We start from the raw sequence: 20,120 nt of genomic DNA, 5'->3' as shown, positions 1-20,120 counted from the left end.
CGGGCGGCGGCGGGGCCCGGCGAGGATGGCCGGGTGGAGCGCGGCGGACTGCTGGTCGAGAAGCACACCATCCTTGCGGTGGTGGCGGGTTCGCGCGCCTTCGGCCTGGCGACGCCGGCGTCCGACACCGACCGGCGGGGGGTGTACGTCGCGCCGACCGAGTGGTTCTGGCGGCTGGAGAAGCCGCCGCCGCACTGGGAGGGGCCGCTGCCCGAGCAGTTCAGCTGGGAGGTGGAGCGCTGCTGCGCGCTCGCGCTCGACGGGAATCCGAACCTGCTCGAAGTGCTCCACTCCCCGCTGGTCGAGCAGTGCACCCCGCTCGGCGCGGAACTGCGCGAGATCAGCCCGGCGTTCCTGTCCCGGCAGGTCCACCGCACGTTCGGCCGTTACGCGTACCGCCAGCTTGCCCGGGCCCGCGCGCGCCGGGAGCGCACCGGCGAGGTGCGGTGGAAGCACGTGGTGCACCTGCTGCGGCTGCTGCTGAGCGGGGAGGCGCTGCTGCGTACGGGTGAGCTGTGCGTCGAGGTCGGCCCGCACCGCGAGCGGCTGCTCGCGGTCCGGCGCGGCGAGCTGACCTGGGACGAAGTGACGGCGTGGACCGCGAAGCTGGCCACCCGCCTCGACGGGGCCCTGCCCGTGAGCCCCCTCCCGGAGTCCCCGGACCGGCCCCGCGTGGAGTCCTGGCTCGCCTCCGTCCGCCACCGCAACCTCTCCGCCCCATGACCCCCGCCCTGTTGAGCGCCGCGGCCGGCGCTCCCGGCGCGCGCGGCTCGGGCGGGATGGACACCCGATAACGCTTGCCGCCGACCTCTTGACCTCCCTCCCGGCCAACTTCTATGTTCACCGCCAAGAGGTAGAACGTAGGACCTCCCACGACCCCGCCTTTCCCCGGGACAGGGACAGGCGCGGCGCCATCTCCTGTTTTTCCCCTCCTGGAGGCACCGTGAGCGACGTATCACCAGAGCCGGGCGTCGACCGCCGGCGAGTGCTGCAGTACGGCGGGGCGCTGAGCGCCTTCGGCGTCATGGCGCCGGCGCTGGCCGCCTGCTCCGGAGGTCCGGACTCGACCTCGGACACCGGCGGGGGCGGCGGCGGGGACTCCGTCACCGCCGTCATCGGATACGGCAACGACCAGAGCTGGGACCCCACGCTGACCGCGTCCGCGTTCTCCGTGGCCGCCAACCACCACATCTTCGAGGGGCTGCTGGACACCGACCCCATCACCCGCGAGCCCTTCCCCGCGCTGGCGACCGAGCTGCCCGCCGACACCGGCGCCGACACCTGGTCGTTCACCCTGCGCGACGGCGCGACGTGGCACGACGGCAAGCCGGTCACCGCCGACGACGTCGTGTTCACGTTCGACCGGATACTCGACACCAAGACCCAGACCCTCACCCACGGGTTCTTCGCCGGCTGGCTGAAGGAGGTCAGGAAGACCGGGGACAACACCGTCGACCTGGTGCTCGCCTTCCCCTTCCCGGACGGGCTGTCCCGGCTCACCCTGGCGAAGATCCTGCCCAAGCACATCCTGGGCAAGTCCGGCGCCTGGAAGGACCTCGACACCGGCCTGCCCGAGGTCGCCGTCGGCTCGGGACCGTACAGGATGACGGCCAACCAGCCGCTGTCGAACACCTCCTTCGAGGCGTACGCGGACTACAACGGCCCGCGCAAGGCGAACTTCAAGAAGATGAACTGGCTGTCCATCGTGGACGCCGCCCCCCGGGTCGCGAAGATCTCCGGCGAGAGCGCCGGCGCGCAGATCTCCGACAACATCCCGTACGCCAACGTAAAGCAGTTGGAGCAGGACGGCCTCACCGTCGAGGGCGGGGCCGGCATGAACCACATGTTCCTGCTCTTCAACACCGAGCGGGCCCCCTTCGACGACGTACGCGTGCGCCAGGCGCTGCACTACGCCATCGACACCGACAAGATGATCGAGGCGGGCCTGAAGGGCTACGGCAAGGCCGCCAGCTCCTTCCTCGACGAGGGCAACCCCACGTACCGCGCGGCCAAGACCGTCTACGGCTACGACCCGGACAAGGCCAAGGCGCTGCTGGAGGACGCGGGGGTCAGCGGGCTGAAGGTGACGCTCATGGCGTCGACCGTGAGCTGGATCGCGGACTGCATCCCGACCATCAAGGAGTCCTGGGACGCCATCGGCGTGGAGACCACGCTCGAACCGCAGGAGACCTCCGCCCTCTTCACCAAGCTGGACCAGAAGGCGGACTACCAGGTCGTGGCCTCCGCCTCGAACCCCAACCAGCTCGGCATCGACGCGGATCTGATCCTCCGCTACAACTACACCGCCGAGAACGTCTGGATGGACTACTCCCGCTGGGCCCGGGCGTCCGAGGCCAAGCAGTTGTTCCGGCTCATGGACGCGGCCACGCGCGAGCCGGACCAGGAGAAGAAGAAGCAGATGACGCAGGAGTACCTGGACGTCATCGCGGAGAACGCGGTCGTCTACCCCGTGGTCCACACCGAGCTGCTCACCGCCTGGGACGACGGCGAGATCACCGGGATCCAGCCGCAGCCCTACCCCGGCATCAACCTCCTCAAGGCCAAGCCCGCGTAGGGCGGGGCCGTCACGGTCAGTCAAGGCTAGGAGCTCACGTACGTGGCCCAGATCGCCAGGATGCTGCTACGCCGCATCGCCCTGCTCGTCCCGCTGATGCTCGGGATCGTGCTGTTCGTCTTCCTCGTCATGCGCTTCTCGGACATCGACCCGGCGGTGGCGAACTTCCAGGGTGCCAACCCCACCGAGCAGCAGCTTGAGGACTACCGCGAGGAGCACGGGCTCAACGACCCCCTGCCCGTCCGCTACGCCGCCTTCGTCGGCGACCTGCTCAAGGGCGACATGGGGCTCAGCGCGCTCAACGGCCGGCCGGTCATCGACCAGGTGACCACGGCGCTGCCCCTGACCATGCAGCTCACCTTCCTCGGGCTCGCCATCGCCATAGTGCTGTCGGTGCTCTTCGGCGTCACGGCCGCGATCTACCGCGACCGGATCCCGGACCAGGTGATCCGCATCGTCTCGCTGATCGGCGTCGCCGCGCCCGCCTTCTGGGTGGCGCTGCTGCTGATCCAGTACCTGGCGGTGGACTGGGGGTGGTTCCCCTCCGGGGGGTACGTCAATCCTGGCGACTCCTTCACGGGCTGGCTCAAGTCCATGACGCTGCCGGCCATCGCGCTGTCGCTGCACGTCGCAGCACAGCTCACCCGCATCGTCCGCACCGCGGTGGTGGAGGAGCTGGACAAGGACTACGTGCGCACGGCGATCGGCAGCGGGCTGCCGCCGGTCGTCGTGGTCGGCCGCAACGTGCTGCGCAACGCGCTGGTCAACCCGCTGACCGTGCTCGGCCTCCGGGTGGGCTATCTGCTCGGCGGCGCCGTCGTGATCGAGACGATCTTCTCGCTGCCCGGCATGGGCACGTTGATGATCAACGCGGTGAAGAACGGCGACCCCGCGGTCGTGCAGGGCGTGGTGCTGACCGTCGCCGTCGCCTTCGTCGTCGTCAACCTCGTGATCGACATCCTCTATCTGCTGGTCAACCCCCGACTGAGGAGTGCCGCCTGATGCTCGCCACCCTCGGGGGCCGCCAGAAGCTCGCGGAGCGGCTGTCCCGGCCCGGCCTGCGGCTCCGCGGGCTCACCCGGCTGCCCTGGACGTCCCGGATCTCGCTGGGCCTGCTCACCCTGGTGGTGCTGGTCGCGGTGTTCGCGCCGCTGCTCGCCCCGCACGACCCGCTGGACCAGCAGGCACAGGCGGGCGGCACCGGACACCCGTCCGCCGACCACTGGATGGGGCAGGACAGCCTCGGCCGCGACATCCTCAGCCGGCTGATGTACGGGGCCCGCTGGTCGCTGATCATCGGGCTGGGCGCCACGCTGCTCGCGCTGGCCGCCGGGGCGGTCCTCGGGGCGATCGCCGCCACCTCCCGCAAGGCGGTGGACGAGTTCGTCATGCGCTGCCTGGACATCGTCATGGCGTTCCCGGGGATCGCGCTGGCCGCGGTGCTGGTCGCCGTCTTCGGCGGCAGCATCCCGGTGCTGGTGTGCGCCATCGCGTTCCTGTACGTGCCGCCGATCGCGCGGGTCGTCCGGGCCAACGTGCTGGACCAGTACGGCGAGGACTACGTGACCGCGGAACGGGTCATCGGGGCCCGTACGCCGCACATCATCGTCAAGCACGTCGCCATCAACTGCGCCGCGCCGATCCTGGTGTTCTGCACCGTGCAGGTCGCCGAGGCGATCGTCTTCGAGGCGTCGCTGTCCTTCATCGGCGCGGGCGTCCGCCCGCCGGACCCGTCGTGGGGCAGCGTCATCGCGGACGGCAAGAACATGGTGCTGCTCGGCGGCTGGTGGGCCACGGTCTTCCCGGGCCTGCTGATGCTGCTGACCGTGCTGGCGCTCAACATCCTCTCCGAGGGCATCTCGGACGCCTGGGCGGCGCCCGCCTCCCGGCGGTCCGAGAGCGTGCCGGTCAAGAAGGCCGGCGCCGAGGACCGGATCGAGGCCGCCGTGCCCGGCACCGGCAAGGTGCTGGAGCTGCCGGGTCTCGCCGAGGCCGCGCACCGGCTGCGCGCACGGGCCCGGCCGCTGCCCGGCGGCGAGCCGGTGCTGGCGGTCGGGGACCTGGCCATCGGCTTCGACAAGCGGCACGCGGGCGTGGACATCGTCGACGGCATCAGCTTCGTCGTCAGGCCCGGCGAAGTCCTCGGCCTCGTCGGCGAGTCGGGCTGCGGCAAGTCGCTGACGGCGCTGACGGTGATGGGCCTGGAGCCGGCCGGCGCGCGGGTGCGCGGCAGCGTCGTCTTCGACGGCCGCGAGCTGGTCGGCCTGCCGATGCGGGTACGCCGCAAGCTGCTCGGCCACGAGATGGCGATGATCTACCAGGACGCGCTCAGCTCGCTCAACCCGGCGATGACGATTCGCGCCCAGCTCAAGCAGTTGATCCGGCGCGGCGGTACGCGCACCGCGACCGAACTGCTGGAACTGGTGGGCCTGGACCCGGACCGTACGCTGCGCAGCTATCCGCACGAACTGTCCGGCGGGCAGCGGCAGCGGGTGCTCATCGCCATGGCGCTGTCGCGCAACCCGAAGCTCATCGTCGCCGACGAGCCGACGACCGCGCTCGACGTGACGGTCCAGGCGCAGGTCATCGAGCTGCTGCTGCGGCTGCGCGAGGAGTTGGGCTTCGCGCTCATCCTGGTCAGCCACGACCTGGCGCTGATCTCGGACGTCACCGACCGGGTGGTCGTCATGTACGGCGGGCAGATCGTCGAGACCGGCGTCACCGCCGACCTCGTCGAGACGCCCTCCCACCACTACACCCGCGGCCTGCTGGGCTCGGTGCTGTCGCTGGAGTCGGCCCAGGAGCGGCTGACGCAGATCCGCGGCGTCGTGCCCTCGCCGGCCGACTTCCCGGCCGGCTGCCGGTTCGCCGACCGCTGCCCGATGGCGAGCGGCGCGTGTCTGGACACCGCGCCGGAACTGGTCGGCCAGGAACGCAGGCACGAGGTGGCGTGCCACCACCCGGCGGTCGGGCCGGCGGTCGCCGCCAAGGGCGAGGCGGAGAAGGAGGCGCTGCGATGAGCGCGAAGGACAGCGGCGGCCCGGGGCCGATCGGCGACCTGGCCGGCGAGCCCCTGGTCGAGGGCGACTCGCTGGTCGAGGGCGGCGGTGCGCCACCCGCGCTGATCACCGTACGGGACGCGCACGTGGTGCACCGGGCGCGCACCGGCGGCCTGTTCGCCCGCGACCGGGTGTACGCGCTGACCGGCGCGGACCTGGCGATCGCGGCGGGCGAGACCGTCGGCGTGGTCGGCGAGTCCGGCTGCGGCAAGTCGACGCTGGCGAAGATGCTGGTCGGGGTGCAGGAACCGACGGCCGGCACGGTGGAGTTCCGGGGCCGCGACATCTGGAAGATGGACGGCGGCGAGCGGCGTACGGCCATCGGCACCGGCGCGGGCATGATCTTCCAGGACCCGTCGACCGCCCTCAACCGGCGGCTGCCGATCCGGCAGATCCTCCGCGACCCGCTCGACGTGCACCGCCGCGGCACCTCCGCCCAGCGCACCGAGCGGGTCCGGGAGCTGATGGCCCTCGTCGGCCTGCCGCCGGTGCTCGCGGACGCGCTGCCGGGCCAGTTGTCCGGCGGCCAGCGGCAGCGGGTGGCCATCGCCCGCGCCCTGGCGCTGGAGCCGGACCTGGTGGTGGCCGACGAGCCGACGTCCGCGCTGGACGTGTCCGTACGCGCGCAGATCCTCAACCTGCTCCTGGACCTGAAGGAGCGGCTGAACCTGGCGCTGGTGTTCGTCTCGCACGACATCCAGACGGTGCGGCGGATGAGCGACCGCGTCATCACCATGTATCTGGGCAGGATCGTGGAGGAGGCGCCGGCGGTGGCGCTGGGCTCCGGCGGCGACTCCCCGGCGGAGCACAGCACGGACACCGCCCGGCACCCCTATACGCGGGCGCTGTTCTCGGCGACGCCGGGGCTCCTCGACCCCATCGACCCGATCCCGCTCGTCGGTCCCGTGCCGTCGGCGACCCGGCCGCCGAGCGGCTGCCCGTTCCGTACCCGGTGCTGGAAGGCCACGGCGGAGTGCGCCGCGGCCATGCCGGAGGTCACGCAGGCGGCGCAGTCCCACCGGTTCCGCTGCCACCACCCGGTGGCCGCCGGGGAGAGCACCCGTGATCTCGTGATCCAAGCGAAGGAGAGCGCATGACCCGTCCCACCCACCTGACCGGCGTCGTACCGCCCGTCTGCACCCCCCTGACGCCGGACGCCGAGGTGGACACCGCCTCGCTGATCAGGCTGGTGGACTTCCTCGTGGCGGGGGGCGTCGACGGGCTCTTCGTGCTCGGCTCGTCCTCGGAGGCCGCCTACCTCAGGGACGGCCAGCGCAGGGCCGTGGTGGACACGGTGGTACGGCACGTCGGCGGCCAACTGCCCGTGCTCGCCGGCGCGATCGACATGACGACGCCGCGCGTGCTCGACCACGCCCGCAGCGCCCTCGACGCCGGCGCGGACGCGCTCGTCGTCACCGCGCCGTTCTACACCCGCACCCACCCGGCGGAGATCGACCGGCACTTCCGCGAGGTCGCCGGCCGCACCGGCGCACCGGTCTACGCCTACGACCTGCCGGTGTCGGTGCACACCAAGCTCGGCCACGACCTGGTGCTCCAACTCGCCGCCGACGGGGTGCTGGCCGGGCTGAAGGACTCCAGCGGCGACGAGACGGGGCTGCGCCGCGTCATCGTCGGCGTCCGGGACAAGGTCGCGGGCTTCTCCGCGCTGACGGGCTCCGAGACGATGGTGGACAGCGCGCTGGCCATGGGCGCCCACGGCGTCGTCCCGGGCCTGGGCAACGTCGACCCGCACGGCTACGCACGGCTGTACCGCAGTGCGCGGGAGGGCGACTGGGAGTCGGCCAGGACCGAACAGGAGCGGCTGCTCGCGCTCTTCGGGATGGTCAGGAGCGGCGACCCGGCGCGGATGGGCATGAGCTCGTCGGCGCTCGGGGCGTTCAAGGCGGCCCTGCATCTGCGCGGGGTCATCGACTGCCCGGCGACGATGCTGCCGCAGATCCCGCTGGACGCCGAGGAGGTGCGGCGGGTGGAGAAGCACCTCGCCGCGGCCGGGCTGCGCTGACAAGCCCCGGCACCGTACGCCGGCGGGAGGGCGGGCCAGGGGGATGGCCCGGCGCCCTCCCGCCGGTTTTCGGCTCCCGCCGGCGGCGACCGGCCGGCCGTCAGGCACCGCCGGTCGCCGCCGGGGGGCGTCAGCCGCCGAGGTTCCGCAGGTCCAGGCGGCGGAACTCGATGGTCTCGTACGACCCGGCCGCGCCCGTCTCGTACAGCACCCCGATCGTCTGGCCGTTGACCTGCACCAGGTCCGAGTACGCCGCCGGCTGCTGCGAAAGCGTCGTCACCTTGGTGAAGTTGCGCCCCGCGTCGTCGCTGCGCCAGACCGCCATCTTCTCCCGCTTGACGGGGTTCGAGGGCCCGGAGAAGAGCAGCGGCGCGTCCCGCCCCACGGGCTGCAGCACGCTCGCCTGGACGACGGGCACCTCGTTGAGGTCCGGCTGCACCTGGTACGACCGGTCGAGACTCGCGCCGCCGTCGCCGGAGTAGGAGTCCAGGCGGTTGCCCGGAGTGGTGCCGTTCTGGTCGCGGGTGCTGAAGTACAGGCGGCCGTCGGGCAGTTCCGCGGCGATGTTCTCGTTGCTGTTGATCTCGCCCTCGTACTGGTCGTCGATGAAGCCCATCTTCCAGGTGCGGCCGCCGTCGTCGCTGTAGATGGCGTGGGCGCCGTAGTACTTGGCCTCCTGCCCGGTGTCCGCGGAGCCGGCCGGCGGGGCGGTGGAGTGGTTCGACGGGATGACGAGCCGGCCGCGGTTCGGGCCGTGCTTGAGGGCGACGGCGTGACCGGGTCCGGTCGCGTACCAGCGCCACCGCGGCAGCTTGACGTCGGCGGTGATCTCCCGCGGCTCGCCGAAGGTGCGGCCGTCGTCGGTGGAACGCTGCACGAAGACCCGCCGGCTCTGCTCGGCGGTGACCTCGCCGCGCATGATCTGCGCCTCGGTGACCTTGCCGCTGTTGAACGAGGTGACGAGCACCAGGTCGCCGGTCTTCGGGTCGACGACGGGCGCCGGGTTGCCGCGGGTGTCGCCGCCGCCCGCGGCGACGACGGACATCGGGCCCCAGGTGCAGCCGCCGTCCTCGGAGCGCCGGACGACGACGTCGATGTTGCCGGTGTCCCCGGCGCCGCCGACACGGCCCTCGGCGAAGGCGAGGAGGGAGCCGCCGCGGGTCTTCACGGTGGCGGGGATGCGGTACGTGTCGTAGCCGCCCTCGCCGGATCTGTAGGGGACGGAGGACGTGCAGCGGGCCTTGCCGGCAGCCGTGGCCCCGGCGTCGGCCGCCGCCGTGCCGGGGCCCACGGCCAGGGTGCCGAGGAGGGCGGTCGCGGAGAGGAAGAGGAGGCTGGTCGAGGTGCGCATGCGGCGACTCCGAAGTCATCGGACGTAGGAGGTGGGATGTCCGATCGCAAAACGTAGAGGGCGCGGCGGCGCGAGGCAAGACCCCGGACGCCGGGAAAGATCGCACCAACGTGCGGGCGCCCGGGTGTTCGTGTGCGATCGTGAGCGGGAATCGAGCTGGTTGGACAGCGGGAACGGGCGCTGCGGGCCCGGGCACCGAGCGGGTGGAACGGGCAGGCGGAGGAGGCCGGGTGGCGAGCACGGGCGAGATACGGCGGGCGCGGTACGCCGTCGCGGCGGTCTTCGCCGCGCACGGCGCGGTCACCGGCAGCTTCGCCACCCGGGTCCCCTGGGTGCAGGACCACGCCGGGATCAGCGCCGGGCAGCTCGGCCTCGCGCTCGCGATGCCCGCGCTCGGCGCCGCCACCGCGATGCCGCTCGCCGGCCGGATCAGCCACACCTTCGGCGCCCGCCGCGCGCTGCGCGGGCTGATGGTCATGTGGTGTCTCGCGCTGATCCTGCCGGCCCTCGCACCCGGGCTCGCGACGCTCTGCGCGGGCCTCTTCGTGTACGGGGCGACCGCCGGCATGGCGGACGTCGCGATGAACGCGCTCGGCGTCGACGTGGAACAGCGGCTCGGCCGCTCGATCATGTCCGGGCTGCACGGCATGTGGAGCGGCGGCGCGCTCGCGGGCTCCGCGGCCGGCACCGTCGCCGCGCACACCGAGCTGGACGGCCGGGTGCACTTCGCGATCGCCGCCGCCGTCCTCACCGCGGTCTCGGTCGTCGCCTGCCGCTGGGTGCTGGCGCCCGTCGCGCACGCCGACGAGGAGCCGCCGCCGCACTTCGCGCTGCCGCCGCGCTCGGCGCTGCTCATCGGCGCCGTCGGGTTCTGCGCGGTGTTCGCCGAGGGCGCCAGCCTGGACTGGTCGGCGGTCTACCTGCGCGACGAGATGGGCTCCTCCCCCGGCCTCGCCGCCGCATGCACCACGGGCTTCGCGCTGACGATGGCGGTGGCCAGGCTGGTGGGCGACGCAGTCGTCGAACGCCTCGGCCCGGTGCGCACGGTGCGCGCGGGCGGGGTGCTGGCGACGCTCGGCGGGGTGCTCATCGTCACCTCGTCCGCCGCGGCCCAGGCGATGGCCGGGTTCGGGCTGCTGGGCCTGGGCATCGCGGTCGTCGTGCCGGTGGTCTTCGCGGCGGCGGCCCGGTCCGCCAACGCGCCGAGCCAGGCGATCGCGGGGGTGGCGACGATCATGTACGCCTCCGGGCTGATCGCCCCGGCGGCGATCGGGCAGGTCGCCGACGCGACGTCGCTGACCGTGTCGTTCGGGCTGGTGACGGTGCTGGCCTCCGGACTCATCGCGGGCGCGGGGCTGCTGCGCGGGCGGCGCTCGGAGACGAAGGCCAAGGCGCCCGGCGCCGTACCGGATCCGGCGCCCGCGCCGGGCACGGACACGCAGGCGGGCACGTAAGCCCGTACGAGCCCTCAGCTCTCATCCCCCAGACCACAGCCCTCAGCCCACCGCCTTCGCCGCCGCGCGGCCCGCGGCCCGGCCGGAGAAGAGGCACCCGCCGAGGAACGTGCCCTCCAGCGAGCGGTACCCGTGGACGCCGCCCCCGCCGAAGCCGGCGGCCTCCCCGGCCGCGTACACGCCCGGCAGCGGCTCCCCGCCCTCGGCGAGCACCCGCGACGACAGGTCCGTCTCCAGCCCGCCGAGGGACTTGCGGGTGAGGATGTTCAGCCGTACGGCGATGAGCGGGCCGTTCTTCGGGTCCAGGAAGCGGTGTGGGGAGGCGGCGCGGATGAGCTTGTCGCCGAGGAAGTTGCGGGCACCGCGCAGCGCGGTGATCTGCATGTCCTTGGTGTAGGCGTTGTCGATCTCGCGGTCGCGGGCGGTGAGCGTACGGCGCAGCGCCTCCTCGTCGATGAGCTTGTCGCCGGTCAGCTCGTTCATCCGGCGGACCAGGGTGGCGAGGTCGCGTTCGACGATGAAGTCGACGCCGTTGTCCATGAACGCCTGCACGGGCGCGGGCGCCCCGGATCCTGCCCGGCCCAGCACGTCGCGCACGCTCTTGCCGGTCAGGTCCGGATTCTGCTCGCTGCCGGAGAGCGTGAACTCCTTCTCGATGACCTTCTGGCTGAGGACGAACCAGGTGTAGCCGTGGCCCGACTTCATGATGTGCTCCAGCGTGCCGAGCGTGTCGAAGCCCGGGAACAGCGGTACGGGCAGCCGGCGGCCGGTCGCGTCCAGCCACAGCGACGAGGGTCCCGGCAGGATACGGATGCCGTGCCGGGACCAGATGGGGTTCCAGTTCTCGATGCCCTCGGTGTAGTGCCACATCCGGTCGCGGTTGATGAGCCGGCCGCCGGCCGCCCCGGCGACGTCGAGCAGCAGCCCGTCGACGTGCGCGGGGACGCCGGAGAGCAGCTTCTCCGGCGGGGTGCCCAGGCGCTTGGGCCAGTGGGCGCGGACGAGGTCGTGGTTGCCGCCGATGCCGCCGGAGGTGATGATCACCGCCTGGGCGCGCAGCTCGAAGGTGTCGGCCACCTCCCGGCCGCTGGCGGTGCCGCGCGGGGCGTCGCTGGGTTCGAGGATCTCGCCGCTGACGGTGTCGACGGCGCCACCGCTGCGGGCCAGTCCGGTGACGCGGTGCCGGAAGCGCATGTCGACGCGGCCCAGTTCCGCGGCTTCGCGTACCCGCCGCTCGAAGGGGGCGACGACGCCGGGTCCCGTGCCCCAGGTGATGTGGAAGCGGGGTACGGAGTTGCCGTGGCCCTCCGCGTCGTAGCCGCCGCGCTCGGCCCAGCCGACCACCGGGAAGAACGACATGCCCTGCGCGCGCAGCCAGGCGCGCTTCTCGCCGCTGGCGAAGTCGACGTACGCCTCGGCCCACTTGCGCGGCCAGTGGTCCTCCGTGCGGTCGAATCCCGCGGTGCCGAGCCAGTCCTGCCAGGCCAGCTCGCGGCTGTCGCGGATGCGCAGCCGGCGCTGCTCGGGCGAGCCGACGAAGAACAGGCCGCCGAAGGACCAGTGCGCCTGGCCGCCGAGCGCCTGTTCCGGCTCCTGGTCCAGCAGGATGACCTTGCGTCCGGCGTCGGCCAGCTCCGCGGTCGCGGCGAGTCCTGCGAGCCCCGCTCCGATCACGATGACGTCGGCGTCGTAGATCATGGCTGCCGCCCCTTCGAAGGTTACCGGTCGGTTCAGATCCTGTTGACTGGGCGCCCGCCCGTCAACCGCCGGACACCGGGCACTTTCCCCGCCCGCGGGCGGGGCGGGTCGGCCACGGGGTGCGCGGGGGCGTTCGGTTAGGGTCGAGGCCGTGAGCGACCCCGAACGTCCGTCCGCCGTGCGGCTGTGGTTCTCGCCCCGGCGGCTGCGCGCCGAGGGCCGCACGCCGGACTACCGCTTCTCGCTCGCCAACGAGCGGACGTTCCTCGCCTGGGTGCGGACGGCACTGGCGCTCGTCGGCGGCGGCATCGCCGCCGACCAGTTCCTCACCGAGATGTCCCGCCCCTTCCGTACGGCCATCGCCGCCGTGCTCCTCGCCGGCGGGGCGGTCTGCGCGGTACGTGCCGTCAACCACTGGATCCGCTGCGAGCGCGCGATGCGCCGCGGCGAGGACCTGCCGGAGTCCCGCTTCCCCGGGCTGCTCGCCGTGGGCACGGCGGTGGCGGCGGCGGTGCTGATCGTCGTGGTGCTGGTCGGGGCCGGGCGGTGAGCGGTGCCCGGGACCCCGGGGCGCAGCCGGAGCGGACGCGGCTCGCGTGGCGGCGCACGACGCTGGCGTTCGCGGTCGTGGTGGTGCTGGAGCTGCGCCGGGTGGTCGTCGAGGGCGGCTCCGCGGGCGGGTACGCGGGGCTGTCGCTGGCGCTGTGCACGTGGCTGGTGTTCCTGACGGTGGGCCAGCGGCGGATCAACCAACTGGCCGCCGCCGCACCGGCGGCGATGGCCCCGGGGCTCGCGCTGGGCGCCGGCCTGTGCCTGGTGGCGTCCGCGACGTCCGCGGCCGTGCTGCTCATCTGACGCCGCCGTGGCCGGCGCCGGTACGCCGTGCGTGCGCACGCTCCCGTCCGTACGCCCCGCGTCCCCTTCCGGGCCGCCGGGCCGCCGTCCGTGCCGGCGCCTGGTCCTAAGCTCGCAGGCAGCACCGCAGCGCGGGCAGGAGCTGTCTTGAGGGGGACATGCGCATGGGCGTCACCGTGCCACTGATCGTCGTGATGGGGGTGTCCGGCTGCGGCAAGACCACGGTGGGCCGGGAGCTGGCCGAGCGGCTGAACGTGCCGTACGCGGACGGCGCCGACATCGGCCGGGAGGCCGGCCTCTCCCCCGCGTGCGGCGAGCCGCCCGACGGGGCCGTCGCCCGCTGGCTCCGCAGACGGGCCGCGAGCGGCGGCGTCGTCAGCCGGCCCGCGCTGCGCCGCCGCGACCGCGACCGGCTCGCGGCGGCCGTGCCGGGGCTGTACTTCCTGCACCTGGACGGCTCGCGGCAGCTCGTCGGCGCGCGACTGGCCGAGCGCAAGGAACTGTTCGTGCCGCACGACGTGCTGGACGCGCAGTTCGCTGCCCTCGAACCGCTGGCGCCCGACGAGCACGGGGCGGCGGTCGGCATCGACGGCACCCCGGCGCAGATCGTGGACCGCGCGGTCGACGCCGCCCGCACGCCGTACTGCGTGCAGATCGCCACCGGCGTGCACGCCTACATCCAGCCGGACGGCGGCTGGTGCCTGAGCAACGCGGGCTTCGTCAGCGACGGCACGACGACGCTGCTCGTCGACACCGCCGCCACCGAGCCCCGGGCGAAGCTGCTGCGCGAGGCGGTCCTGGCCAGCGGGGCGCCCGACCCGGCGCTCGTGGTCAACACCCACCACCACGGCGACCACACGTACGGCAACAGCGTCTTCGCCCCCGCCACGGTCGTCGGCCACGCCGCGTGCCGGCAGCAGGTGCTGGCCGCGGGGCGCCATCTGGAGCTGCTGTGGCCGGAGGTGGAGTACGGGGACGTGCGGCTGACGGCGCCGGACATGACGTACACGGAGTCGATGACGCTGACCGCGGGCGGCACGGAGGTCCGCCTGCTGCACCCGGGTCCCGCGCACACGGTCGGCGACACGGTGGTGTGGCTGCCGGAGCAGCGGGTCGTGTTCGCGGGGGACATAGCGCTGTGCGGCGGCGCGCCGTTCGTCGCGTTCGGCTCGCTCGGGGGGTCTCTGCGGGCGCTGGAGCACCTGCGGTCGCTGGGCGCGGAGACGGTGGTGCCGGGGCACGGGCCGGTGACGGACGCGGGGGTGTTCGACGCGGTGGAGCGGTATCTGCGGTACGTCGGCGAGCTGGCGGCGCAGGGCCGCGCGGCGGGCCGGACGCCGCTGGAGACGGCGCGGGCGGCGGACCCGGAGGCGTTCGCGGAACTGCGGGAGCCGGAGCGGCTGGTGGCCAACCTGCACCGGGCGTACAGCGAGCTGGCCGGCGAGCCGGAGGGCCGGCCGCTGGACGCGGCGGAGTACTTCGCGGACATGGCGGCGCTGAACGGCGGCGAGATGATGCCCTGTCATGCGTAGCGCCTGCGGCGCACGCGGCGGGGTGGCGCCGACGGGGCCGGTACGGGACCCGGCGGGAAGGGCGGGAGCCGGGGCCGGGCACAGGCGCCGGCTCGGGCACGTCGCGCCCCGCCCGCGGCGGGCGCGGCCGGAGGGGCGCGGGACCGCACGGGCCCCGGCCCAGCCGGCGCCGCGCGCGTCGCGCCGCGCGTGCCACACGCGGCCGGCGCCTCGCGCCCGGAGCGGCCCCGTACCCCCGGGCCTGGACGCCATACCGACCGGTCGGCATTATGGAGGGCCGGGTCCGCGCCGCCGGGTCCGCCGTCCGCCGCCGCCCCCGGAGGGACCCCGTATGAGCGACGACCACCCGCCCGGCCTCGACCCCGGCGCGCTGCGCCGGTACCTCGACGCGCAGCTCCCCGGGCTCGTCCGCGGCGGGCTCCGCGCCCGGCTCATCGAGGGCGGCAGGTCCAACCTCACGTACGACGTCACCGACGGCACCGGCCGCTGGGTCGTCCGCCGCCCGCCGCTCGGCCATGTCCTCGCCACCGCACACGACATGGCCCGCGAGCACCGCGTGCTCACCGCGCTGCACCCCACCCCCGTCCCCGTACCGCGGACCCTGCTGCTCTGCACCGACGAGACCGTGCTCGGCGCCCCGTTCTACGTCATGGAGTACGTCCCCGGCACCGTGTACCGCACGGCGGGGCAACTCGCGCCGCTCGGCCCCGCGCGCACCCGCGCCGTGGTCGAAGGACTCGTCGACACCCTGGTCCGCCTGCACGCCGTCGACCCGGCCGCCGCAGGACTCGCCGGCTTCGGCCGCCCGGATGGCTTCCTGGAGCGCCAACTCCGCCGCTGGGGCAAGCAGCTCGACGCCTCCCGCAGCCGCGAGCTGCCCGGCATCGACGAACTGCACGGCGCTCTCGCCCGCGACCTGCCGCCCGCCGCCGCGCCCGCCGTCGTGCACGGCGACTACCGCCTCGACAACGTCCTCGTCGACGCCGCCGGCACCGTGACCGCCGTCCTGGACTGGGAGATGTCGACGCTCGGCGACCCGCTCACGGACCTCGGCCTGCTCGCGATGTACAGCACCCCGGCCGGCGCCGACTCCCCCATCGCCACCACCGCCGACGCCCCGGGACACCCGGCCGCCGCCGAGATCGTCGCCCGCTACGCCGAGCGGTCCGGCCGCGACGTCTCCCGCATCGCCTGGTACACGGCCTTCGCGTACTTCAAGCTCGCCGTGATCCTGGAAGGCATCCACTACCGCTTCACCCTCGGCCAGACCGTCGGCGCCGGCTTCGACCGCATCGGCGAGCTCGTGCCCCGCTTCATCGCGGGCGGCCGCACCACTCTGCAGGAAGGCTGACCGGCCATGGACTTCGCACCCGACGCGCGCACCGGGGAACTGCGCGAGCGCCTGCTCGCGTTCATGACCGAGCACGTCTTCCCCGCCGAGCCCGTCGCCGCCGCGCAGGTCGCCGCGCAGGACGACCCGTGGGCGCACCCGCCCGTCGTGGCCGAGTTGCGCGCCGAGGCGCGCAGCCGCGGGCTGTGGAACCTCTTCCTCCCCGACACCGTGTACGGCGCGGGCCTGTCGAACCTGCAGTACGCGCCGCTCGCCGAGATCACCGGCCGCAGCCCCCACCTGGCGCCGCTGGCGCTCAACTGCAGCGCGCCCGACACCGGGAACATGGAGCTGCTGGCCCAGTTCGCCACCGCGGAGCAGCGCGCACGGTGGCTGGAGCCGCTGCTGGAGGGGCGTATCCGCTCGGCGTTCGCGATGACCGAGCCGGCCGTCGCCTCCTCCGACGCCTCGAACATCGAGACCAGGATCGAGCGGGACGGCGACTCGTACGTCCTCAACGGCCGCAAGTGGTACATCTCCGGGGCGATGAACCCCGGCTGCGCGGTGTTCATCGTCATGGGCAAGACCGACCCCGAGGGCCGGGACCCGCGTCGCCAGCAGTCCATGGTCCTGGTCCCGCGCGACACCCCCGGCCTCACCGTCCGCCGGGCCATGCGGGTCTACGGCTTCGAGGACCATCTGCACGGCGGCCACGCCGAGATCGTGCTCGACGGCGTACGGGTCCCCGCGGCAAACCTCGTCGGCGAGGAGGGCGGCGGCTTCGCCATCGCGCAGGCGCGGCTCGGTCCCGGCCGTATCCACCACTGCATGCGGCTGATCGGCATGGCGGAGCGGGCGATCGAGCTGATGTGCCGCCGGGCGGTGGAGCGTTCGGCGTTCGGCAAGGAGCTGGCGCGGCAGGGCGTGGTGCAGACGTGGATCGCGGACGCGCGGGTGGCGGTGGAGCAGTTGCGGCTGCTGGTGCTGAAGACCGCGTGGCTGATGGACACGGTGGGCAACCGCGGCGCGCACACGGAGATCCAGGCCATCAAGATCGCCGTGCCGCGGGAGGTCACCGGGATCCTGGACCGCGCGGTCCAGTTGCACGGCGCGGCGGGCGTCAGCCAGGACACGCCGCTGGCCGAGCTGTGGGCGTCGGCGCGCACGCTGCGGCTGGCGGACGGTCCCGACGAGGTGCACCAGCGGTCGCTGGCCCGGCGCGAGCTGCGGAAGTACGCGCCGGGCGGGTGAGCGTGCGCCGTACGGGCGGGGGTGCGCGCGGTCCGTACGGCTGAGCGGCCCCTTCCGGCGCTCCGGCGCTACGGGCGCAGGGCGCGCATCAGCAGCTCCGCCATCTGGTCGCCGATCTCCCGGGCCGACATCGGCCCGTCCGGGCGGTACCAACTGCCCAGGTGGTGCAGCGCGCCGAAGTGGTAGTCGACCACCAGGTCGGCCGGGGTGGCGGTGGAGAACACGCCGCCGGCCTGGCCCTCCTCGATGAGGCTGCGGAAGCGCTCGTGGTAGCGGCGCCGCTCGGCCCGTACCTCCTTGTACTTCTCCGGGCTCAGCATGTGCATCGAGCGGAAGAAGATGAGGGCGTCCTCGTGGTGGTCGACGGTGGTGACCACCACGTCCGCCGCCGCCTCCCGCAGCCGCTGCCCGACCGGGGCGTCCAGCGCCGCGAAGTGGTCGAGGCGCTCCTGCTGGAGCCGCAGGAGGCGGCCGTAGATCTCGTGCAGGAGATCGTCCTTGGAGCCGAAGTAGTGGTAGAGGGCGCCCTTGGTGACGCCCGCGGCCTCGACGATCTCCTGCACCGAGGTGCGGTCGAAACCCCGCTCCGCGAAGAGCCTCGTGGCGGCGGCGAGCAGCCGCACCGGCACCGTCCCGCTGTTCCCGCCCGTCGTCGTCGCCATGTCCTCGCCCTTCGTCGTCCCGCCTCCAGTGTCGGTCCCGGTGCCCCGGCCCGTCCGGGCCTCCCGGAAGGTCCCCGGGCCGCCCGGGTCAGCCCCGGCCCTCCTCCAGTGTCCGCTGCAGCCGGTTCATGCCGCTCAGCCAGCGGTCCGGGTCGGTGGCGCGCAGCGCGCTGTAACCGGCGACCTCGGCGTGCGGCAGGATCAGGAAGCGGTCCTCGGCGATGCCGGCGAGCACGGCGTCGGCGACCTGCTCCGGCTCGATGGCACCGGGGGCGAGGACGAGGTCGCCCGCGGCGCCGGTGGCGCGGAGCATGTCGGTGCGTACGCCCTGGGGGCAGACCGCGTGCACGGAGATGCCGCGGTGGCGGTACGTCAGGGAGAGCCACTCGGCGAAGGCGAGCGCGGCGTGCTTGGTGACGGCGTACGGGGCGGCGGCGACCATCGACAGCAGGCCGGCGGCCGAGACGGTGGCGACGAAGCGGCCCTCGCCCCGCTCCAGCCATTCCGGCACCAGCTCGCGCGCGGCGCGCACGTGGGCCATGACGTTGACGTCCCAGGCGGCGGACCACTCGTCGTCCGGGGCCTCGGGGCCGCCGCCGGTGGCGAGGCCGGCGTTGGCGCAGAAGAGGTCGACGCCGCCGAGCGCCTCGCGGGCGGCGGGTACGGCGCCGGAGGCGTCGCCGGGCAGCGCCACGCCGCCGATCCCGGCGGCGACGGCGCGGGCTTTGGCGGCGTCCAGGTCGTTGACGGCGACGCGGGCGCCCTCGGCGGCGAGCCGCCGCGCCAGCGCGGCGCCGATGCCGGCGCCGCCTCCGGTGACCACTGCCCGCGCGTCCCGCACGCTGCCCACGGTGCCCGCCTCCCCACGGTTGCCGGTACCGCGCAGACTAACCGGTCGGTATGCCGGGGGGAAGGTCGCCGGCGGGAGCCCGCCCCCGGCGCGGGGCCGTTGACACGATCCCGTAGCGCGACCATGCTAAGCAGTCGCTTAGACGATCCCGACGCACCCCCGCCCGCCCCGGGAGGCACCCCATGGCAGAGCCCCGCACGTTCACCTCGGTCGACGAGCTGAAGGCCGCGGTCGGCGAGGAATTGGGGCACACGGACTGGGTGGAGATCGACCAGCGGCGCATCGACCTGTTCGCCGAGGCGACCGGGGACCACCAGTGGATCCACGTCGACCCGGGGCGGGCGGCCGGGGGCCCGTTCGGCGGGACCATCGCGCACGGCTACCTCACGCTCTCGCTGCTGCCGCTCTTCGGGCCGCAGCTCATCGACGTCGCGGACGTGCGCATGGGCGTCAACTACGGCACGAACAAGGTGCGTTTCCCCGCGCCCGTGCCCGTGGACTCCCGGCTGCGGGCGTCCGCGACGATCACGGAGGTGACCGAAGTCCCGGACGGCGTGCAGCTCACCCTGCGGTACACGGTCGAGCGCGAGGGCGGCGAGAAGCCCGTGTGCGTCGCCGAATCGGTGGTCCGCTACTCCTTCTGACCGGCTACGTCCGGGCGCTCCGCTTCGGCGCGGCCGGTGCCGCCGGGGCCGCCGGTGCCGCGACCATCCGGCCGACCAGGTCCGCGTACAGCGCCGCCAGCTCGTCCGGCGGCCTGCTGCCCGACGCGCTGAACCACCGCGCCACGTCCACGCACAGCGACAGCACCGCCAGCGCCGTCCCCGGCACGTCGGCCACCGCGAACTCGCCGTCCCGTACGCCGTCCTCGATGATCCCCCGCACCAGCCGGTCGATGTCCCGCCGCAGCGCGACGATCTCCGCGTAGTGCTCCTCGCCGAGCGCCGCCAGCTCGTACTGCACCACGCGCGCCGTCGTGTGGTGCTCCGCGTGCCAGCGCGCGAAGGCCCGTACGGCGCGCCCCAGCCGCTCCCCCGCCGTACCCTCGGACTCCGCCGCCGCGGCGATGATCGCCCGCGCCCGCTCGTGGCCGACCCGGCTGATCCGGAAGAGCAGCTCTTCCTTGGTCTTGAAGTGGATGTACAGCGCGGCAGGGCTCATCCCGGCGCGGCCGGCGATGTCGCGGGTGGTGGTGGCGTGGTAGCCGCGCTCCGCGAATGCCTCGACGCCCGCGGTGAGCAGCCGCTGCGCCGCCTCCGGCTCGACGCCGCCCCAGGCCGCGGGCTCCTGGACGTCCTGCATGCTCGCTCTCCGCTCTCCCGGGTGCAGCGGAGAACACCCTACCCCCGGTACTGAGCAAGCGCTTAGGGCTGTACGGACCGGGCGTGACACCCGGCGCCCGGCCGCGGCGGACCCGCGGATCCGGCCCGCGACCTCGCGGTTAGCGCTGCTAGTTTCCGCGGCGCGCGCCTCTAAAATG

At 73.7% G+C, this 20,120-nt stretch carries 18 protein-coding genes; 13 read left to right on the top strand and 5 right to left on the bottom strand.

Annotation, left to right across the window (positions count from 1 at the left end):
* The first annotated feature begins 33 nt into the window (after positions 1-33).
* The 6 genes from CXR04_RS30045 to CXR04_RS30020 all read left to right on the top strand — a co-directional run bounded on the left by CXR04_RS30045 (position 34) and on the right by CXR04_RS30020 (position 7,657).
* On the top strand, positions 34-723 hold the full coding sequence (locus CXR04_RS30045) for a nucleotidyltransferase domain-containing protein (protein WP_101425354.1): 690 nt from the start codon (positions 34-36) through the stop codon (positions 721-723).
* A 301-nt stretch (positions 724-1,024) separates the two neighbouring features.
* Positions 1,025-2,575, top strand: coding sequence for an ABC transporter substrate-binding protein (locus tag CXR04_RS30040; protein ID WP_442802477.1), 1,551 nt, complete (start codon positions 1,025-1,027; stop codon positions 2,573-2,575).
* 60 nt (positions 2,576-2,635) lie between these two features.
* Positions 2,636-3,577, top strand: a complete 942-nt coding sequence (locus CXR04_RS30035; RefSeq protein WP_442802476.1) for an ABC transporter permease — start codon at positions 2,636-2,638, stop codon at positions 3,575-3,577.
* On the top strand, positions 3,577-5,595 hold the full coding sequence (locus CXR04_RS30030; protein ID WP_101425351.1) for a dipeptide/oligopeptide/nickel ABC transporter permease/ATP-binding protein: 2,019 nt from the start codon (positions 3,577-3,579) through the stop codon (positions 5,593-5,595). The genes CXR04_RS30035 and CXR04_RS30030 overlap by 1 nt, the downstream gene beginning before the upstream one ends.
* Complete coding sequence (locus CXR04_RS30025; RefSeq protein WP_101425350.1) at positions 5,592-6,731, top strand: oligopeptide/dipeptide ABC transporter ATP-binding protein; 1,140 nt, start codon at positions 5,592-5,594, stop codon at positions 6,729-6,731. Before CXR04_RS30030 ends, CXR04_RS30025 begins: the two co-directional genes overlap by 4 nt.
* Positions 6,728-7,657, top strand: a complete 930-nt coding sequence (locus CXR04_RS30020; protein WP_101425349.1) for a dihydrodipicolinate synthase family protein — start codon at positions 6,728-6,730, stop codon at positions 7,655-7,657. Before CXR04_RS30025 ends, CXR04_RS30020 begins: the two co-directional genes overlap by 4 nt.
* A gap of 130 nt (positions 7,658-7,787) precedes the next feature.
* Here CXR04_RS30020 and CXR04_RS30015 read toward each other — a convergent pair whose 3' ends face one another.
* Positions 7,788-9,008, bottom strand: a complete 1,221-nt coding sequence (locus CXR04_RS30015; RefSeq protein WP_101425348.1) for a sialidase family protein — start codon at positions 9,006-9,008, stop codon at positions 7,788-7,790.
* 230 nt (positions 9,009-9,238) lie between these two features.
* On the opposite strand from CXR04_RS30015, the gene CXR04_RS30010 reads away from it, so the two are divergent.
* Positions 9,239-10,462, top strand: a complete 1,224-nt coding sequence (locus CXR04_RS30010; protein ID WP_101425347.1) for an MFS transporter — start codon at positions 9,239-9,241, stop codon at positions 10,460-10,462.
* A gap of 42 nt (positions 10,463-10,504) precedes the next feature.
* On the opposite strand, the gene CXR04_RS30005 is transcribed toward CXR04_RS30010, so the two are convergent.
* On the bottom strand, positions 10,505-12,160 hold the full coding sequence (locus tag CXR04_RS30005) for an FAD-binding dehydrogenase (RefSeq protein ID WP_101425346.1): 1,656 nt from the start codon (positions 12,158-12,160) through the stop codon (positions 10,505-10,507).
* 151 nt (positions 12,161-12,311) lie between these two features.
* On the opposite strand from CXR04_RS30005, the gene CXR04_RS30000 reads away from it, so the two are divergent.
* From CXR04_RS30000 to CXR04_RS29980, 5 genes are all read left to right on the top strand, one after another.
* On the top strand, positions 12,312-12,710 hold the full coding sequence (locus CXR04_RS30000; protein WP_047014931.1) for a YidH family protein: 399 nt from the start codon (positions 12,312-12,314) through the stop codon (positions 12,708-12,710).
* Entirely contained in the window at positions 12,707-13,015 is a 309-nt protein-coding gene (locus CXR04_RS29995) for a DUF202 domain-containing protein (protein WP_101425345.1), read from the top strand. Before CXR04_RS30000 ends, CXR04_RS29995 begins: the two co-directional genes overlap by 4 nt.
* A 164-nt stretch (positions 13,016-13,179) precedes the next feature.
* Positions 13,180-14,547, top strand: coding sequence for an MBL fold metallo-hydrolase (locus tag CXR04_RS29990; RefSeq protein WP_101426682.1), 1,368 nt, complete (start codon positions 13,180-13,182; stop codon positions 14,545-14,547).
* A gap of 331 nt (positions 14,548-14,878) precedes the next feature.
* The gene (locus CXR04_RS29985; protein WP_101425344.1) at positions 14,879-15,898 is read left to right on the top strand and encodes a phosphotransferase family protein; all 1,020 of its coding nucleotides are present in this window, start codon (positions 14,879-14,881) and stop codon (positions 15,896-15,898) included.
* A gap of 6 nt (positions 15,899-15,904) precedes the next feature.
* Positions 15,905-17,128, top strand: a complete 1,224-nt coding sequence (locus tag CXR04_RS29980; RefSeq protein ID WP_101425343.1) for an acyl-CoA dehydrogenase family protein — start codon at positions 15,905-15,907, stop codon at positions 17,126-17,128.
* Between the two features lie 68 nt (positions 17,129-17,196).
* On the opposite strand, the gene CXR04_RS29975 is transcribed toward CXR04_RS29980, so the two are convergent.
* Complete coding sequence (locus tag CXR04_RS29975; protein WP_101425342.1) at positions 17,197-17,790, bottom strand: TetR/AcrR family transcriptional regulator; 594 nt, start codon at positions 17,788-17,790, stop codon at positions 17,197-17,199.
* Positions 17,791-17,878: 88 nt separating this feature from the next.
* A complete protein-coding gene (locus tag CXR04_RS29970) occupies positions 17,879-18,640 on the bottom strand; it encodes an SDR family oxidoreductase (protein WP_101425341.1) in 762 nt (253 codons plus the stop codon).
* Between the two features lie 182 nt (positions 18,641-18,822).
* Here CXR04_RS29970 and CXR04_RS29965 point away from each other — a divergent pair, with 182 nt between their 5' ends.
* Positions 18,823-19,284, top strand: coding sequence for a MaoC family dehydratase (locus CXR04_RS29965; RefSeq protein WP_101425340.1), 462 nt, complete (start codon positions 18,823-18,825; stop codon positions 19,282-19,284).
* A 4-nt stretch (positions 19,285-19,288) separates the two neighbouring features.
* Here CXR04_RS29965 and CXR04_RS29960 read toward each other — a convergent pair whose 3' ends face one another.
* Positions 19,289-19,942, bottom strand: coding sequence for a TetR/AcrR family transcriptional regulator (locus CXR04_RS29960; RefSeq protein WP_101425339.1), 654 nt, complete (start codon positions 19,940-19,942; stop codon positions 19,289-19,291).
* Positions 19,943-20,120 lie beyond the last annotated feature (178 nt).

This window comes from Streptomyces sp. CMB-StM0423 (assembly GCF_002847285.1).
Lineage (GTDB): Bacteria > Actinomycetota > Actinomycetes > Streptomycetales > Streptomycetaceae > Streptomyces.
This window is presented reverse-complemented; position numbering and strand designations above follow the sequence as displayed.

What these genes read in the sequence shown, in the direction of transcription:
- CXR04_RS30020 (WP_101425349.1), top strand. Translation starts at nt 6,728, where the DNA reads ATGACCCGTCCCACCCACCTGACCGGCGTCGTACCGCCCGTCTGCACC.
- CXR04_RS29975 (WP_101425342.1), bottom strand. Translation starts at nt 17,790, where the DNA reads ATGGCGACGACGACGGGCGGGAACAGCGGGACGGTGCCGGTGCGGCTG.
- CXR04_RS30030 (WP_101425351.1), top strand. Translation starts at nt 3,577, where the DNA reads ATGCTCGCCACCCTCGGGGGCCGCCAGAAGCTCGCGGAGCGGCTGTCC.
- CXR04_RS30015 (WP_101425348.1), bottom strand. Translation starts at nt 9,008, where the DNA reads ATGCGCACCTCGACCAGCCTCCTCTTCCTCTCCGCGACCGCCCTCCTC.
- CXR04_RS30025 (WP_101425350.1), top strand. Translation starts at nt 5,592, where the DNA reads ATGAGCGCGAAGGACAGCGGCGGCCCGGGGCCGATCGGCGACCTGGCC.
- CXR04_RS29985 (WP_101425344.1), top strand. Translation starts at nt 14,879, where the DNA reads ATGAGCGACGACCACCCGCCCGGCCTCGACCCCGGCGCGCTGCGCCGG.
- CXR04_RS30035 (WP_442802476.1), top strand. Translation starts at nt 2,636, where the DNA reads ATGCTGCTACGCCGCATCGCCCTGCTCGTCCCGCTGATGCTCGGGATC.
- CXR04_RS30040 (WP_442802477.1), top strand. Translation starts at nt 1,025, where the DNA reads ATGGCGCCGGCGCTGGCCGCCTGCTCCGGAGGTCCGGACTCGACCTCG.
- CXR04_RS29960 (WP_101425339.1), bottom strand. Translation starts at nt 19,942, where the DNA reads ATGCAGGACGTCCAGGAGCCCGCGGCCTGGGGCGGCGTCGAGCCGGAG.
- CXR04_RS30005 (WP_101425346.1), bottom strand. Translation starts at nt 12,160, where the DNA reads ATGATCTACGACGCCGACGTCATCGTGATCGGAGCGGGGCTCGCAGGA.
- CXR04_RS29980 (WP_101425343.1), top strand. Translation starts at nt 15,905, where the DNA reads ATGGACTTCGCACCCGACGCGCGCACCGGGGAACTGCGCGAGCGCCTG.
- CXR04_RS29965 (WP_101425340.1), top strand. Translation starts at nt 18,823, where the DNA reads ATGGCAGAGCCCCGCACGTTCACCTCGGTCGACGAGCTGAAGGCCGCG.
- CXR04_RS29990 (WP_101426682.1), top strand. Translation starts at nt 13,180, where the DNA reads ATGGGCGTCACCGTGCCACTGATCGTCGTGATGGGGGTGTCCGGCTGC.